Origin of the sequence: Rhizobium oryzicola (assembly GCF_030504645.1) — a bacterium.
Taxonomy (GTDB): Bacteria; Pseudomonadota; Alphaproteobacteria; order Rhizobiales; family Rhizobiaceae; genus Neorhizobium; species Neorhizobium oryzicola.
In genome coordinates this window covers 1-15,916 of the sequence record NZ_JAUKWQ010000014.1, presented here as the reverse complement: position 1 = coordinate 15,916, position 15,916 = coordinate 1, and the positions used below count along the sequence as shown (strand labels likewise).

The following is a 15,916-nucleotide window of genomic DNA, read 5'->3' as shown; positions in this document are numbered from 1 at the left end:
AAATAGAATTTATAGTCCAAAAATGAAATCGGCGTGGGAGACGCCGAACCTGCGCGTCAAGCGCCATCTGCCATTCTCGGCCTAAGGGAGGGCCTATTGAAGCCACTCGACGTGATTACGATCGGACGTTCGTCCGTAGACCTCTATGGCGCCCAGGTGGGTGGCCGGCTTGAGGATATGTCCTCCTTCAACAAGTACATTGGCGGCTCTCCGACCAATATCGCCGCGGGTGCAGCGCGTCTGGGCCTTAAGAGCGCAGTCATCACGCGCGTCGGTAACGAACATATGGGCCGCTTTATTCGCGAACAGCTGGTGCGCGAGGGCGTGGATGTGCGCGGTGTGGTCACTGACCCTGAACGGCTGACGGCGCTGGTGCTGCTCGGCATTCGCGACGAAAACCAGTTCCCGCTGATCTTCTACCGCGAAAACTGCGCCGACATGGCGCTGTGCGAAGACGATATCGATCCGGCGTTCATCGCGGAATCCCGCTGCGTCACGGTGACAGGCACGCATCTGTCGCACACGCGCACGGAGGCGGCAGTGATGAAGGCGCTCAGGCTGGCGCGCGAGAATGGTGCCAAGACCGCGCTCGACATCGATTACCGCCCGAACCTCTGGGGCGTCGCCGGTCATGGCGATGGCGAAAGCCGTTTCGTGGAATCGGCCAAGGTCACCGCCAAGCTGCAAAGCACGCTGCATCTGTTCGACCTCATCGTCGGCACGGAAGAAGAGTTCCACATTGCCGGTGGCTCGACCGATACGCTGGAGGCGCTGCGCGCTGTGCGTAAGGTCTCCAGGGCGGCGCTGGTTTGCAAGCGCGGCCCCATGGGCGCGGCTGTCTTTGAGGGCGAGATCCCGGATAGTCTGGACAAGGGTCAGACCGGCCCCGGTTTCCCGATCGAAGTCTTCAACGTACTGGGAGCGGGCGATGGCTTCATGGCCGGTCTGCTGAAGGGTTGGCTGACGGGCGAGAACTGGCCGACGGCCCTGAAATATGCCAATGCCTGCGGCGCCTTCGCCGTGTCCCGCCATGGCTGCACGCCTGCTTACCCAAGCTGGGAAGAGCTGCAATATTTCTTTGCAACCGGCATCAAGAACAAGGCGCTGCGCAAGGATGCGGCGCTCGAACAGGTTCACTGGTCGACCAACCGAAAGGGTGACTGGTCGACGATGCGCGTTTTCGCCTTCGATCACCGCATGCAGCTGGAAGCCATGGCCGAAGAGGCCGGCGTGCCGGTGGACCGCATCGGTGCCTTCAAGAAGCTCTGCCTCCAGGCCGCGACGACTGTCGCTGGCGGGCGGGGCGGTTATGGCATCCTCTGCGATGGCCGGCTCGGCAAGGAAGCACTTTATGCCGCGGCCGGTACGGGCCTCTGGATCGGCCGTCCCGCGGAGTGGCCGGGCTCGCGTCCGCTGACGCTGGAGCCGGAACTCGGCCTCGATTCCGGTGGCCTGGGCGAATGGGCTGCCGAGCATGTCGTCAAGGTTCTCTGCTTCTATCATCCCGATGATACCGCGGAGGTGAAGGAGAAACAGGAAGAAACGGTGAAGCGCCTGTTCGAGGCCTCCCGCCGCAACCGTCTGGAATTCCTGCTGGAAGTCATTCCGTCCAAGGTCGGCGCTGTGGATGATGAGACGACCGCCAAGATCATTGATCGCTTCTATGAGATCGGCGTTTATCCGGATTGGTGGAAGCTGGAGCCGATGAAGTCTCACGCCGCCTGGGCCAATGCCTGTGCTGCGGTAGAACGCCACGATACACGTACGCGCGGTATCGTGGTATTGGGTCTGGATGCGCCGCAGGCGGAGCTTGAGGAAAGTTTTGCGCTGGCTGCAGGCTTCGATCTGGTCAAGGGCTTTGCCGTTGGCCGCACCATCTTCGGCGATGCGGCCCGCAAGTGGCTGGCCGGTCAGATCACGGATGAGGCCGCCGTGGAGGATATGGTGGCCCGATACAAGAGCCTGTGCGCGATCTGGGATGGAGCGCGCGCAAAGGCCGTTAAGGGAGGAAAGGCATGAAAACGATCCGTTTGACGGCGGCGCAGGCGCTGGTGCGCTATCTCGCCAATCAGCTGAACGAGGATGGCGTTCCCTACATCGCCGGCGTCTGGGCCATTTTTGGTCACGGCAATGTCGCCGGTATCGGCGAGGCCCTCTATGGCATCCGCGAGGAGCTGCCGACCTATCGCGGCCAGAACGAACAGTCGATGGCGCATGCGGCGATTGCTTACGCCAAGCAGCTTGGCCGTCGCCGGGCGATGGCGGTCACCTCCTCCATTGGTCCCGGTGCGCTGAACATGGTGACGGCGGCCGCACTCGCGCATGTCAACCGTCTGCCGGTTCTCTTCATTCCCGGCGATGTGTTTGCCAATCGTGGTCCCGATCCCGTTCTTCAGCAGATCGAGGATTTCGAGGACGGCACGGTATCCGCCAATGACTGCTTCAAGCCGGTCAGCCGCTATTTCGACCGGATCGAGCGGCCCGAACAGCTTTTGACGGCGCTGCCGCGTGCCTTCCGCACCCTGACGGATCCGGCCGATTGCGGCCCTGTGACGCTCGCCTTCTGCCAGGATGTGCAAGCCGAGGCTTACGATTACCCGGAAAGCTTCTTTGCGAAGAAGACCTGGCGCTTCCGCCGTCCGGAGCCTGACGTGGTGGAGCTGGGAGCCGCGATCGCTGCCATCAAGGCTGCCAAGAACCCGGTCATCGTCGCTGGCGGCGGCGTGCATTTCTCTGGTGCAACGGAAACGCTGAAGAGCTTCGTCGAGAAGCACCAGATACCGGTTGTCGAAACGCAGGCGGGTAAGTCGGCTCTTGCCTGGGACCATGGGCTGAACTTCGGCCCCGTGGGCGTCACCGGTTGCGAAAGCGCGAACATCGTCTCGGAAAAGGCTGATCTGGTGATTGGCGTCGGCACGCGCTTTCAGGATTTCACGACCGGGTCCTGGGCTTTGTTCAAAAACCCTAACCGCAAAATCCTGGCGCTCAACGTGCAGCCTTACGACAGCGCCAAGCATGATGCGATTCCGCTCGTGGCCGACGCCAAGGTGGGGCTGGAAAAGATTTCGGCGGCTCTCGGTGATCATCGCTTTGATGCCCCCGATGCAGGCCTCAAAGCCAGCTGGTTTGCCAAGGCAGATGCCGTTACCGCAGCGCCCAAGGAAGCCAACACGCTTCCGACAGATATGCAGGTTATCGGTGCGGTTCAGCGTGCCTCGCGGGATAACACTGTCGTCATGTGCGCGGCGGGCACCATGCCGGGCGAGCTTCACCAGTTGTGGAAGGCAAAGCTGCCGCTGTCCTATCACATGGAATACGGTTTCTCCTGCATGGGTTATGAGATCGCTGGCGGCCTTGGCATCAAGATGGCGGAGCCGGAACGCGATGTCATCGTCATGGTCGGCGACGGCTCCTACATGATGATGAACTCGGAGCTGGCGACCGCAGTCGGCATGGGCGTGAAGATCACCGTCGTGATCACCGATAACAGGGGCTATGGCTGCATCAACCGGTTGCAGATGGGCACCGGCGGCGCGGAGTTCAACAATCTCTACGCCCATTCGAATGTCAGCCCGATTGCCATCGACTTCGCCGCGCATGCGGCGGCCATGGGGGCGAAGTCCACCAAGGTATCGTCTGTCACCGAGCTAGAGGCCGCCTTGGCTGTTGCTCGGGATGCAACGCAGACGACGGTCATCGTCATCGATACGGACCCCTATCCGACGCCGGATGGCGGTGGCCATTGGTGGGATGTCGCCGTGCCCGAGGTCTCGGCCCGTAAGCAAGTCAACACGGCGCGCGCCGCATATGAAGCTGCCCTGAAGGAAAGAATTTAAGATGATCCTCTTCGGTACAAACCCGATTGCCTGGTCCAATGACGACGACCGTTCGCTCGGCGCCCATATCAGCCTCGAGCAGTGCCTGGATGAAACCGCGAAGATCGGGTTCGATGGCATCGAGAAGGGCCACAAGCTGCCGACCGATCCGGCTGGCCTGAAATCCGTTCTGGAGCCGCGCGGCCTGAAATTCGTGTCCGGCTGGCATTCGTTGAACCTGTTGACCAACACGATTGAAGAGGAAAAGGCTGCCATGCAGCCGTTCCTCGATGTACTGAAGGCCATGGGCTGCAAAGTCATCATCGTTTGCGAAACCTCGAACGCCATCCACGGCGCTGATGATACGGCGCTTGCCGATCGCCCGAAGCTTGCGGAAGCCGATTGGGCCAAGTTCGGCGCAGGCGTAGAGGCGCTGGCCGAGTTCTCGGCGTCTCAGGGCATCTCGCTTGTCTACCACCACCACATGGGCACGGTGGTTGAGAGCGAAGAGGAAATCGACAAGCTCATGCAGCACACCGGCCCGCACGCCAAGCTGCTGCTCGATACCGGCCATTGCTATTTCGGCGGCGGCAACCCGGAGGCGGTCGCCAAGAAATACATGCACCGCGTCGGCCATATCCACGCCAAGAACGTGCGTCCGGTCATTGCAGAACAGGTTCGCAAAGAAAAGCTCTCCTTCCTGGAAGGCGTGCGCCGTGGCGTGTTCACCGTTCCGGGCGATGCCGAAGGTGGCGTCAACTTCCCGCCGGTTCTGAAAATTGCTGCTGAACACGGCTATGAGGGTTGGATCGTCATCGAAGCGGAACAGGATCCGGATGTGCGCAATCCCTTCGAATATCAGAGCCTCGGCTTGAAATCGCTAAAGGGCTTCGCCAAGGATGCGGGCCTGATCTGACCTCATCCCGAAGGAAAATCTGTTGAAGCTGCTCGACCCCACGCATCCGTTCTTCAAGCCGCTATGGCGGCGTGTTCTCACCGCCGTGCTGCCAGCCCTTTGGGGCGGTGTGGAGGTGCTGAACGGGTCTTGGGGTTGGGCCATCATGTTCCTGGGCGCTGCTGCCTATGCGGCCTATGAACTGCTTATCATCTATGATCGTTCGATCGCAGAGGCGGAGGCCGCCAAACAGCAGGCTTCCGTCGCCTCGCGGGAAGGAGACGCGGAATGACCAATCTCTTGCGCAAGCCGACGGGCAAAAGCGGCAAGGTGCATGACATCACCCCGGAAAGCGCCAATTGGGGTTATGTCGGCTTCGGGCTTTATAATCTGAAGCCAGGTGAAACGGCGGCGGAAGCGACCGGCGAGACGGAAGTGATCCTGGTTCTGGTCGAAGGCAAGGCCGAGATTTCTGGCGGCGGAAAAAGCTTCGGCGAACTTGGCGACCGCATGAATGTTTTCGAGCGCAAGCCGCCGCATTGCGTTTACATCCCCGCCGGTAGCGACTGGTCGGCGGTTGCGACGACCGATGTGACGCTTGCCATCTGCACGGCGCCGGCCAAGCCCGGTCGCGAGGCGCAGGTGATCGGTCCCAACGGTATTTCGCTGGCCGAACGCGGCAAGGGCACCAATACGCGCTACATCTTCCCGATCGCCATGGAAGAGCGCGATGTGGCCGACAGCCTGTTGGTGACGGAAGTCTTCACACCTTCGGGCCACTGGTCGTCCTACCCGCCGCACCGGCATGACGAGGACAATTATCCCGATATGACCTATCTGGAAGAGACCTATTATCATCGCCTGAACCCGGCTCAAGGGTTCGGCATCCAGCGCGTCTTTACCGAAGACGGATCGCTGGATGAAACCATGTCGGTGTCCGACGGCGATGTGGTGCTGGTGCCAAAGGGGCATCATCCCTGCGGTTCGCCTTACGGCTACGAGATGTATTATCTCAACGTCATGGCAGGCCCGATGCGCAAGTGGCGCTTCAAGAACCATCCCGACCACGACTGGATTTTCAAGCGCGATAATCCCTGAGATCGTAGACCCGGGCGGTCATGCCGCCCGGTAGCTCAATCCCAGCAGGGCCGCGCCGATCAGGCCCGGCTCGATCTCGCACTCGGCCTTCACCAGAAGCGGGCGATTGAACTTGCGCAGGATGCGGGCCCGCAAGGCATGATCGATCTCTGCCAGCAGTTCGGCCGAATTGGACAGCCCGCCGCCGGTCGGCATGATCGTGCAGCCGGTGACATTGGCGACGAGCGCCAGGGGCGAGGCTAAAAGGTCCACATAGACATTGATGGTGCGGGATGCGAGCGGATCGCGTTCGCCCCAGGCCTTGACGATCTCTTCGCTGGTCAGCGTCTCGCCATGCAGATGGTGGTGAAGCTTTTCCATGCCCCGCGCGCTGCAAATGGCATCGACGCAGCCGATCTGACCGCAACCGCAGGCGAAGCGGGGCAGATGCACGGGCGGATTGCCCGCTTCCGTGGCAGCCACCGGGCCATGACCCCATTCACCGGCAAAGCCGCCTTCCGCATTGATCAGATGCCCGTCGATGACAAGCCCTCCGCCGACGCCGGTGCCGAGAATGACGCCGAAGACGACACGGTGTCCGCGACCGGCCCCTATGCCGGCTTCCGCCAGCACGAAGCAATCGGCATCATTGGCCACCAGAACCGGAAGGCCAAGAGCGGCTTCCAGATCCTGTTGCAGCCGGCGCCCATGGATACAGGGCACATTGGCGACCACGGCGCGGCGCGTATCTGGATCGATGACGCCCGCGATGGAAAGCGCCACGCAATCCGGTCTGCCACCCGATTGATCGATCACGCTTTGCAGCACGGCAACGAAGGCGTCGAAGTCATCGATGGGCGTCGGCTGGCGCGGAAAGGGCCGGATGTCATTGGCGGAATAAGCGACCGCACCCTTGATGGCCGTCCCCCCGATATCGAAGCATACGATCATGCTTGTGCTCCCCCGCCTGCGGCATCATAGACGCAGGTGCCGCCGATCCAGGTCGACAGCAGCTGGAGATCATCCGACAGAAGGATGAAGTCCGCATCCTTTCCGGCGACGAGGCTTCCCTTGCTTGTCGCACCGATGGCCTCGGCGGGGGCGGACGTTGCCATGGAGATCGCTTCCGGCAGCGAATATTCTAACCGTTCGTGGATGAAACGCACGCAGGACAGCATGTCGATATCGGCACCCGCCAGCGTTCCGTCCGCCAGCGTCAGGCGTCCCTCGCGGCGATAGACCTGCCTTCCATTCAACTCGAAGCCGGTGTCATCGGTACCGATGGTCGACATGGCATCCGTCACCAGAAAGATCCGGCCCGGTCCACGCTTGGCCCGGAGTGCCACGTGCATGGAGATGGGATCGACGTGGAAACCATCCGCGATCAATCCGCAGGAAACGGTGGCCGTGTCCAGTGCGGCACCCACCACGCCGGGCTCGCGATTGCCGAGCTGGCTCATGGCGTTGAACAGGTGCGTCACCATGCTGGCGCCAGCCTGGAAGTAGCGACCGGCAGTTTCAGCGCCGACATCCGTATGGCCGAGACTCACCACATAACCGGCCTTGATGAGGGCAGCCACTTGCGCTTCCGTGACATTTTCCGGCGCGATGGTGATGAGCTTCAGGCCGAACCCTTGGGCCTCGCTCACGAGATAATCCAGATCGTCGTCCGTCATAGGACGGATTAAAGCCGGGTCATGCGTGCCCTTGCGGGCTAGGGAGAGATGTGGGCCTTCCAGATGGAGACCGAGGAAGCCGGGCACGTTGTGCTGAAACGCCTGTTGTGCGGCAGCGACAGTCCGGTTGCGGATATCAGGCCTGTCGGTAATCAGGGTCGGCAGCAACGCTGTGGTCCCGAATCGCGCGTGGGCAGCGCAGATCGTGGCTATGCCTTGCACGCTTGGGTCGTTGTTCAGCAGCACGCCGCCGCCGCCATTGACCTGCAGATCGATGAAGCCCGGTGCGACCAAGGCGCCATGCGCATCGATGCGGCTGATATCAGCGGGCAGCGATGCCTGCGGGACAACAGCCTCGATCTTTCCGTCACGGATCAGCAGGGCTTCGCCGTCTGCGAAGCTTTCGCCGTTGAAGATTCGGCCGCCGATGACGGCAAAAGTTTCACTCATTGCGTTTCAGTGACCTTCTTCAGCGCCGCCGGCTTGTCCGGGTTGAAGCCGCGGGCGCGCGACAGGGCTTCCACCATGCCATAATAGGGCACGATCAGCGCAAGCGCATCGGTGAGCGGATGCCCTGTTTCGATGAAGGGCAGGTGATGCGGGCCCTCACCCTTGGCTGATGTCAGATAGACAGCTGCATTCTTGGCGACCAGCCCGCTGGCTGTGCTTGCAATGGAAGTCTCCGCCTTGTCGCGCGCCGCAAAAGCGATGATGGGGAAGTTTGCCGCCACAAGCGACACCGGCCCGTGTAGTACTTCGGCCGAGGAATAGGCTTCGGCATGCAGCTCGCAGGTTTCCTTGCACTTCAGCGCTGCTTCCGAGGCAATCGCCAGTGTCGGGCCGCGACCCAGCATGTAGAGCGATTCGGAGTGACGCAACGGTTCGACCAAGTCGCTCCAATCCAGGCTGAGAGCCCTGTCGAGTTGCTCCGGCAGGGCGGCAAGCGCACGACGAAGCTCCGGCTTGTCGCTCCAGGCGGCAAGCACGGCCAGGCCGGCAACGATCGAGTTTGTGAAGGATTTTGTCGCCGCAACGGCGATTTCCTTGCCGGCCAGGATATCGACCGACATGGCGGCCATCTCGGCAAGCGGAGAAGGCAGTGTGTTGACCAACGCGACCACAAGAGCGCCGCCGGTTTTGGTTGTGCGCGCCAACGATACGATATCCGGGCTTGCGCCGGATTGTGAGATCGCGATTGCAGCGCCACGTTCAAGCTTCAGCGGCACTTCGTAGATGGAGCTCAGCGATGGGCCAAGCGAAGCAACCGGAATGCCAAGTTCCAGCTCAATGGCGTATTTCATGAAATAGGCTGCGTGATCGGAAGAACCGCGGCCGATGGTGGCGACGACAGCGGGATCTCGTTCGCGCAGGCGACGTCCGGCCTCTGCGATCGCCCCGTTGGAATCCGCCAGAAGACGGGCAGCCGCCTGCGGGATCTCGTTGATCTCTTGTCGCATCATCGATGTCATGGGCAATGTCTTTCCTAATTTAAGGCGGCTTCAGGAGCCGATGGTCAGTTCCGCAACGAGGTCATAGGCGTCGCTGCGATAAAGAGCGGTCGAGACTTCCATGACCCGACCCGTGGAGAGATAGGCGATACGCTGCACGCGCAGTGCGGCCGAGCCAAAGGGTACGCCCAGCAATTCGGTTTCCTCATCCCGCAGCAGCGCCGCGGAAATGCGCTGGTTGGCCCGTACCGGGCGTATGTCCCGTTGTGAGAGGACCTGATAGAGCGAGTTCTCAACGATATCAGGATTTGGCAGAATATCGTCCGGCAGGCTCGTCTGCTCCAGGGCGATGGGCATGTCATTGGCTGTTCGAAGACGCGCGATCCGCGCAACCAGCGCGCTGCCGCTCAGGCCCAGTGCCATCGTTTCCTCGGGCGTCGGGTGATAGAGTCCACGGGTTAGCCAGCGAGAACCCGGAACCATACCGCGGCGGCGCATGTCTTCCGAAAAGGAGGTCAGCCGTGTCAGCGGCTGCTGCATGCGCGGAACCGGCTTCACCACGAAGGTGCCAGATCCACGGCGGCGGACCAAAAGGCCTTGATCGACCAGTTCATCGATGGCCTTGCGCACGGTCACGCGGCTGATGTCGGCGGCATCGGCAATGTCGCGTTCCGCAGGCAGGGCATCGCCATGCTGCAGGCGGCCGGTCGATACGGCCTCCTCAATCATTCGCTTCAGCTTCATGTACAGCGGACCGCCACTGGTATTCTGGAGATCGGACAGGGGCAGGGCAGTGGTCATGGGCATGCACCCTTCATGCATTCGCATGCCTGGGTGCTATTTGCCGATCGGACATCTGCAGGATGCCGTCCCGCCATGCGCCGTTCCCTCCGGTTCCAAGACCATAACAATACCAACGCAATGCCAAAACCGCAAATGGTTTTACCCGTTGTTAGCATTCGCCTTCGTCGGAGGAGGAAATCAAAACAAATTCGCGCGTCCGACGGGAGATGAGGAAAAAATTGGATAAAGCAGTAGACGATTGGCATTTTTTTGGTATGGTTTGTTAATAAAAGATAATGAAGCAGATGGCGGTCACCGCAAGGGGCCAGCAGATGCTGCTCGGTGGAACAGCGGAGTGCAGAAGTGGTGGCGTGGATTCGCGCCGGTTCTCATGCTCGCCTTTTGTGTTTGTGAAAATGGTTTTCATGATCTCGGGAATTTTCCGATTTCATGTTGACGGTCTCGCGGAATTGCCGCAGGCTGTGAAAATAAATTACGAAAAGGGGAGCGTGACCGCCATGAAGGTCGCCATTATCGGGCTTGGATTTCGTCTCGGGTATCTCGGCCGCGTCTTCAGTGAGATTGATCCTTCCTTCGAGATCGTTGGCTATGTCGATCCTGCCCCCGCAGGACTGAAAGGTCTGACTGAAGCAGGCATTTCCGCAGGTAAGGCCTACGCTACGCCTCAGGAACTGATTGCCGGCGAAAGCTTCGATCTTCTGATGATCGGCTCCCCCAATCATCTTCACCTCGAACATATCCGCATTGGTCTGGAAGCCGGCCTCACTGTCTTCACCGAAAAGCCGATCGTTATCTCGATCGAGGAAAGCCTGGAGCTTGCGCGCCTCCTGAACAAATATGGGCATGAGAGGCTGCTGGTCGGGCTCGTGCTTCGCTATTCGCCGCTCTACCGCGACCTGCGCAGGGCCCAGGAAGAGGGGAGCCTTGGCGAGGTCGTTTCCATTGAAGCATCCGAGCATATCGAGCCTTATCACGGCGCGTTCTTCATGCGCGACTGGCGCCGCTACGGCCGCTATGCCGGCGGCTTCATGCTGGAAAAATGCTGCCACGACCTCGACCTTTACAATGGTGTCGTTGGCGCTCGCCCGCGCTTCGTTGCGAGCTTTGGCGGTCGCAAGAGTTTCGTTCCGACCAATGCGCCGGAGAATGAAGGCATCAATGATCTCGAGCTTTACCACCGCAAGCCGAGCGGCTGGATGGGGGCTGATAAGGTCTTCGATAGCGATGCCGATATCATCGATTACCAGACGGCGATCATCGAATACGAGAACGGCGTGTCGATGACCTTCCACACCAATCTCAACGTGCCTGACCAGTTCCGCCGCTTCTGCGTGATCGGTTCGAAGGGCATGGCGGAAGGCGATTTCGTGCGCGGCTTCCTCGACGTGCACAACGCCCGTACCAATGAGAAGGTCATTGCCAACACCTACAAAGCGCCTTCGGAAAAATCGCAGCACTATGGTGCCGACGAGCAGATGGCGGAAGACGTGCTGGCTTTCGTTCAAACAGGCGCGAAGCAGCCTGTTTCGGCTCTTGACGCCATCGAGGCCGGCATTCTCGCTCTTGCCATGGATCAGGCCCGCATCGATCGAAAGGTCGTGGACCTTGCGCCGGTCTGGGCTCAATATGATGCCTGCCTGCACGGCAAGGAAAATCTCGCCCAGGCGAAATCCGCTTAAAGGGAGGCGAGGATGCATGCACAACGCAGCGCCGTTCTTTTTGCCTGGCTGCTTCTGGCGCCCGCACTTCTTTATGTGACGATCATCGTCGCCTATCCGCTGGTCGATACGTTTATCCTGTCCTTCACCGACGCGTCGCTGAAGCGCACAACGGAATGGGTGGGCTGGGTAAACTACGAGAAGATTTTCAATTCGACCTTTGCCGAGGTCATCATCCGCACCTTCGTGTGGACCTTCTTTTCTGTGTCTATCAAGATGATCATCGGCACGTTTGGCGCGACTATGCTGAACTCTGCCGTGCCAGGCCGAGCACTGTTTCGCGTGCTGACGATGCCGCCATGGATCGTGCCGATGGCGATTGGCATCTTCATGTGGGGCTGGATGTATAATGGCCAGTTCGGCATGATCTCCGGGCTATTGCAGCGGGTCGGGCTTGTGTCTGGACCGGTGGCCTTCCTTGCGCAGGGCTCCACCGCCTTCTGGGCCACCGTCATTACCGACGTCTGGATCGGCGTTCCCATGGTCACGCTCTATATGTTGGCCGCCATGCAGGCGATCCCCCAGGATCTTTACGAAGCCGCCTGGACGGATGGGGCAGGCCGTTTCTATCGCTGGCGCCGCATCACCCTCCCGCTGCTGCTGCCGTCGATGATCACCATGTCGATGCTGTCGTTGATCGCCACATTCAACTCCTTCGACATCATCTGGATTTTGACGCAAGGCGGACCGAACGGCGAAACCACGACCATGATCATCGATACCTATCGCACCGCGATTGGCTCGAAGAAGTATGGTGAGGGCGCGGCCCGCGCGGTGCTGATCTGCATTTTCCTGTCGATCTTTTGCATCTGCTATTTCCGCGTCACCAGCCGGCTTTCGGCCGGCGACAAGAAGTAAGGGGATCTGCGATGAAGGAACCACCCATCCTGATCAATCGCTACAAGTGGTACGAGATCGTCGGGATCTATTGCGGCATTGCCGTGTTCCTGACTTTCGTCCTGTCGCCCTTCGTGGAAGGTTTTCTGGTTTCCCTGAAGCCGCTGAGCCAGTTGTTTTCATCGCCCTATCGATTCTGGCCGGAAAACGGTTCGTTCGAGGCTTATCGCACCATGTGGGTGAGCGTGCCGGGATTTGGCTGGTACATCTTCAATTCCTTCTTCATCTCTGGTATCGTCACCTGCATTGTTCTGGTTCTGGTGGTGCCGGCAGCCTACGCATTTGCGCGCTTCGAGTTTCGCGGGCGCGGCCCGCTGCTGGGCGCCTTTCTGGCTGTCAACATGTTCTCGGGCGCTGTGCTGCTGATCCCTCTATTCCGGCTCATGCGCACCTTTGGCGTGCTGAATACCTATCTCGCCATGATCGTCCCGGGCGTTGCATTCCTGATCCCGTCTGCCATCTGGCTGCTGCGCACCTATATGATGCGCATACCGAAGGAACTGGATGAGGCGGCATACGTGGATGGCGCCAGCCACTTCTACACGCTGCGCCGGGTGATCCTGCCGATCGCCATGCCGGGCATTACGGTTGTCGCGATCACCACCTTTATCGGGTCCTATGCGCAGCAGTTCATCTTTGCGCTGACCTTCAATTCCAAGAGCGAATACATGCCATTGCCGGTTGGGCTGTTTGCCTATTTCGGCCGACAGGAAGTGATCTGGAATGAGCTGATGGCTGCGAGCTTTGTCGGCATCGCGCCCGCCATGATCGTGATCTTCTTCCTGCAACGCTATCTCGTCAGCGGACTGACCGCAGGCGCGGTGAAACAATAAACAACCACAGAGAATGGGAGCATGACCGTGACTATCTCGATCAAGACTGGGATCTATGCCGTAGCGCTGGCCGGCACTACAATGCTGAGCGCAATGGCGGCACATGCCGCCGACAAGGAAATCTCCTGGATCTATTGCGGCGACAAGATCGACCCGATCCACGAAAAATACATCAAGGAATGGGAAGGCAAGAATGCCGGCTGGAAGGTCAAGCCGGAAGTCGTGGGCTGGGCGCAGTGCCAGGACAAGGCAACGACGCTGGCTGCTGCCGGCACACCGGTTGCCATGGCCTATGTCGGCTCTCGTACTCTCAAGGAGTTCGCCGAGAACGACATGATCGTCAAGGTCCCGATGACGGATGAGGAGAAGAAGAGCTACTATCCGCACATCGTCGATACCGTTACTTTCGACGGCACCCAGTGGGGCGTACCGATCGCTTTCTCCACCAAGGCTCTCTATTGGAACAAGGACCTGTTCAAGAAGGCTGGCCTTGACCCGGAAACCCCGCCGAAGACCTGGGCTGAAGAAATCGCCTTCGCCAAGCAGATCAAGGAAAAGACGGGCATTGCCGGTTACGGCCTGCCGGCCAAGACCTTTGACAACACCATGCACCAGTTCATGCACTGGGTGTACACCAACAACGGCAAGATGATCGACGGCGACAAGGTTGTCGCCAATAGCCCGGAAGTGCTGGCAGCGCTGCAGGCCTACAAGGACATCACGCCTTACTCCGTTGAAGGCGCAACGGCTTACGAGCAGAACGAAATTCGCGCCATCTTCCTCGACGGCAAGGTCGGCATGATCCAGGCTGGTTCCGGTGCGGCGTCCCGCCTGAAGAAGACCAGCATCAACTGGGGTATCGCAACCCTGCCACTCGGTCCGTCCGCGAAGGGCCCGGGCACGCTGCTGATCACCGACTCGCTGGCCATTTTCAAGGGTTCAGGCGTTGAACAGAAGGCCATCGAATTCGCCAAGTACATCACTTCGCCGGGTCCGCAGGGCGAGTACGAACTGCAGGGCGATGCAGGCCTGACTCCTCTGCGTCCATCGCCGAAGGTTGATGAATTCGTCAAGGCCGATCCGTTCTGGAAGCCGCTGATCGAAGGCATCACCTATGGTGGTCCGGAGCCGCTGTTCAAGGACTACAAGGGCTTCCAGAACACCGTGATCGAAATGGTTCAGTCGGTCGTGACCGGCAAGGCTGAACCGGCTGCAGCACTGAAGAAGGCTGCTGCTGATCTCGACCAGTACAAGTAAGCCTCCATTCGCCGGGATCGCGGTGTTGCGCCGCGATCCCCTTTTCCGACCATGATTTTAAGCCGCTCGTTCCGGCGAACGGAGACCCCCTTGGGACAGCTCTCTCTTAAAGACGTTCAGAAATTCTACGGCGATTTCGAGGTGCTGAAGCGCATCCAGCTCGACGTGGGCAATGGCGAGTTCATCGTCTTTGTCGGCCCATCCGGCTGCGGCAAATCCACGCTTTTGCGTATGATTGCCGGGCTGGATTCCGTCAGCGACGGCGACATTCTCATCGACGGCGACCGTGTGAATGACAAGCCGCCCGTCCAGCGTGGCATTGCCATGGTCTTCCAGTCCTACGCGCTCTACCCGCATATGACGGTTTTCGAGAACATCGCCTTTCCCCTGCGCGTCGAGAAGATGCCGGAGGCACAGATCCGCGAGAAGGTGGAAGGGGTCGCCAGGATCCTGCAACTCGACAAGCGGCTTCAGCAGCGTCCGGGCATGTTGTCCGGCGGTCAGCGCCAGCGTGTCGCGATCGGCCGTGCCATCGTGCGCGAACCGAAGATTTTCCTGTTCGACGAGCCACTTTCGAACCTGGATGCTGCGCTGCGCGCCGATATGCGCATCGAGCTTTCCAAACTGCACCGTGATCTCAAAGCCACGATGATCTACGTCACGCACGACCAGGTCGAGGCGATGACGATGGCGGACCGGATCGTCGTTCTGAACGCGGGCAGCATCGCACAGGTGGGCGCGCCGCTGGAGCTTTACCACAAGCCGCAGAACTTGTTTGTCGCGGGCTTCATAGGCAATCCCAAGATGAACTTCATTCCGGTGACTTGCACGAGCGTCGGACCTGAAGGTGTTACAGTTTCCTATGACGGACAAACCATCGTGCTGCCTGTTGAGCCGCGCGCCGATATGGCCGGCAAATCCCTCACTCTCGGCATCCGTCCGGAACATCTGCTGCTCGGGGAAAGTGATCTCACCATCCATGTTGAACCGGCGGTGATCGAGCGCCTCGGCGTCAACACGGTGGCTTATGCCAATCTGCCAGATGGTGAACCCTATTGCGCGCTCCTCTCCGGCTCCGCACCTGTTCGCGTCGAACAGCGTATCGCAACGGGTATCCGCGCCGCAGACTGCCATCTCTTCGATGCTGAAGGCATTGCCTTCGAGAGGCGAATGGATTGGCGGATCCAGGATATGCCGTCGGTCGTTTCGGCCGCCTGACAGGCTACACCCCCAACCGTTGCGGGCGCGCAAATGCGCCCGCTTTTTTATGCGGTGGGTTCTAGAGCATTTCCGGTAAACTCCGGGTCAATTCTGTTTCTCGATTGGCGCGCACGATCCGGTGGTGAAACGGGTGAAGTTCGATGCTCCCGCATCGGGCGAGACCGGTTCGCCATCGGGCGTCCGCCAATCGGAAACCCGAAGGGACGGGCGCTTTTGCACCGATATCAGCGCCGCGCCACTCGACCGTATCAAGGGATATGCCCTTCGTGTCTCGG

14 protein-coding genes are annotated in these 15,916 nt (G+C 60.1%); 10 read left to right on the top strand and 4 right to left on the bottom strand.

Features of this window, described 5'->3' with window-relative positions; translation table 11 throughout:
- The first annotated feature begins 96 nt into the window (after positions 1-96).
- Genes Q2T52_RS24555 through iolB form a run of 5 tightly spaced genes read left to right on the top strand, consistent with a single transcriptional unit; the run spans position 97 to position 5,808 of the window.
- Positions 97-2,019, top strand: coding sequence for a bifunctional 5-dehydro-2-deoxygluconokinase/5-dehydro-2-deoxyphosphogluconate aldolase (locus Q2T52_RS24555; RefSeq protein ID WP_302079562.1), 1,923 nt, complete (start codon positions 97-99; stop codon positions 2,017-2,019).
- Positions 2,016-3,836: a 3D-(3,5/4)-trihydroxycyclohexane-1,2-dione acylhydrolase (decyclizing) gene (gene iolD, locus Q2T52_RS24550; RefSeq protein WP_302079561.1), complete on the top strand. Its 1,821-nt coding sequence runs from the start codon at positions 2,016-2,018 to the stop codon at positions 3,834-3,836. The genes Q2T52_RS24555 and iolD overlap by 4 nt, the downstream gene beginning before the upstream one ends.
- A gap of 1 nt (position 3,837) precedes the next feature.
- Positions 3,838-4,731: a myo-inosose-2 dehydratase gene (gene iolE, locus Q2T52_RS24545; protein ID WP_302079560.1), complete on the top strand. Its 894-nt coding sequence runs from the start codon at positions 3,838-3,840 to the stop codon at positions 4,729-4,731.
- Positions 4,732-4,753: 22 nt separating this feature from the next.
- Positions 4,754-5,002 carry a hypothetical protein gene (locus Q2T52_RS24540; protein ID WP_302079559.1) on the top strand — a complete coding sequence of 83 codons (249 nt, stop codon included), beginning with the start codon at positions 4,754-4,756 and terminating at the stop codon, positions 5,000-5,002.
- Entirely contained in the window at positions 4,999-5,808 is an 810-nt protein-coding gene (gene iolB / locus Q2T52_RS24535) for a 5-deoxy-glucuronate isomerase (protein WP_302079558.1), read from the top strand. The genes Q2T52_RS24540 and iolB overlap by 4 nt, the downstream gene beginning before the upstream one ends.
- A gap of 18 nt (positions 5,809-5,826) precedes the next feature.
- Here the strand turns inward: iolB and Q2T52_RS24530 are convergent, their stop codons facing one another.
- From Q2T52_RS24530 to Q2T52_RS24515, 4 genes are read right to left on the bottom strand one after another with little or no spacing between them, the layout of a single operon-like run.
- Positions 5,827-6,738: an ROK family protein gene (locus tag Q2T52_RS24530; RefSeq protein WP_302079557.1), complete on the bottom strand. Its 912-nt coding sequence runs from the start codon at positions 6,736-6,738 to the stop codon at positions 5,827-5,829.
- A complete protein-coding gene (nagA, locus tag Q2T52_RS24525) occupies positions 6,735-7,913 on the bottom strand; it encodes an N-acetylglucosamine-6-phosphate deacetylase (RefSeq protein WP_302079556.1) in 1,179 nt (392 codons plus the stop codon). Before nagA ends, Q2T52_RS24530 begins: the two co-directional genes overlap by 4 nt.
- Complete coding sequence (locus Q2T52_RS24520) at positions 7,910-8,932, bottom strand: SIS domain-containing protein (RefSeq protein ID WP_302079555.1); 1,023 nt, start codon at positions 8,930-8,932, stop codon at positions 7,910-7,912. Before Q2T52_RS24520 ends, nagA begins: the two co-directional genes overlap by 4 nt.
- Before the next feature lie 30 nt (positions 8,933-8,962).
- Positions 8,963-9,712 (bottom strand): GntR family transcriptional regulator, encoded by a 750-nt coding sequence (locus tag Q2T52_RS24515; protein WP_302079554.1) that lies wholly within the window; start codon positions 9,710-9,712, stop codon positions 8,963-8,965.
- Between the two features lie 500 nt (positions 9,713-10,212).
- On the opposite strand from Q2T52_RS24515, the gene Q2T52_RS24510 reads away from it, so the two are divergent.
- From Q2T52_RS24510 to Q2T52_RS24490, 5 genes are all read left to right on the top strand, one after another.
- Positions 10,213-11,394, top strand: coding sequence for a Gfo/Idh/MocA family protein (locus Q2T52_RS24510; RefSeq protein ID WP_302079553.1), 1,182 nt, complete (start codon positions 10,213-10,215; stop codon positions 11,392-11,394).
- A 12-nt stretch (positions 11,395-11,406) separates the two neighbouring features.
- Entirely contained in the window at positions 11,407-12,291 is an 885-nt protein-coding gene (locus Q2T52_RS24505) for a carbohydrate ABC transporter permease (RefSeq protein ID WP_302079552.1), read from the top strand.
- Between the two features lie 11 nt (positions 12,292-12,302).
- A complete protein-coding gene (locus tag Q2T52_RS24500; RefSeq protein WP_302079551.1) occupies positions 12,303-13,163 on the top strand; it encodes a carbohydrate ABC transporter permease in 861 nt (286 codons plus the stop codon).
- A 21-nt stretch (positions 13,164-13,184) separates the two neighbouring features.
- Entirely contained in the window at positions 13,185-14,420 is a 1,236-nt protein-coding gene (locus Q2T52_RS24495) for an ABC transporter substrate-binding protein (protein ID WP_302079550.1), read from the top strand.
- 90 nt (positions 14,421-14,510) lie between these two features.
- Entirely contained in the window at positions 14,511-15,638 is a 1,128-nt protein-coding gene (locus tag Q2T52_RS24490; RefSeq protein WP_302079549.1) for an ABC transporter ATP-binding protein, read from the top strand.
- Positions 15,639-15,916: the final 278 nt, after the last annotated feature.

Bases quoted from the DNA above. Each gene is read 5' to 3' on its own strand.
- iolD (WP_302079561.1), top strand. From the start codon at position 2,016: ATGAAAACGATCCGTTTGACGGCGGCGCAGGCGCTGGTGCGCTATCTC.
- iolE (WP_302079560.1), top strand. From the start codon at position 3,838: ATGATCCTCTTCGGTACAAACCCGATTGCCTGGTCCAATGACGACGAC.
- iolB (WP_302079558.1), top strand. From the start codon at position 4,999: ATGACCAATCTCTTGCGCAAGCCGACGGGCAAAAGCGGCAAGGTGCAT.
- Q2T52_RS24530 (WP_302079557.1), bottom strand. From the start codon at position 6,738: ATGATCGTATGCTTCGATATCGGGGGGACGGCCATCAAGGGTGCGGTC.
- nagA (WP_302079556.1), bottom strand. From the start codon at position 7,913: ATGAGTGAAACTTTTGCCGTCATCGGCGGCCGAATCTTCAACGGCGAA.
- Q2T52_RS24520 (WP_302079555.1), bottom strand. From the start codon at position 8,932: ATGACATCGATGATGCGACAAGAGATCAACGAGATCCCGCAGGCGGCT.
- Q2T52_RS24515 (WP_302079554.1), bottom strand. From the start codon at position 9,712: ATGACCACTGCCCTGCCCCTGTCCGATCTCCAGAATACCAGTGGCGGT.
- Q2T52_RS24510 (WP_302079553.1), top strand. From the start codon at position 10,213: ATGAAGGTCGCCATTATCGGGCTTGGATTTCGTCTCGGGTATCTCGGC.
- Q2T52_RS24505 (WP_302079552.1), top strand. From the start codon at position 11,407: ATGCATGCACAACGCAGCGCCGTTCTTTTTGCCTGGCTGCTTCTGGCG.
- Q2T52_RS24500 (WP_302079551.1), top strand. From the start codon at position 12,303: ATGAAGGAACCACCCATCCTGATCAATCGCTACAAGTGGTACGAGATC.
- Q2T52_RS24495 (WP_302079550.1), top strand. From the start codon at position 13,185: ATGACCGTGACTATCTCGATCAAGACTGGGATCTATGCCGTAGCGCTG.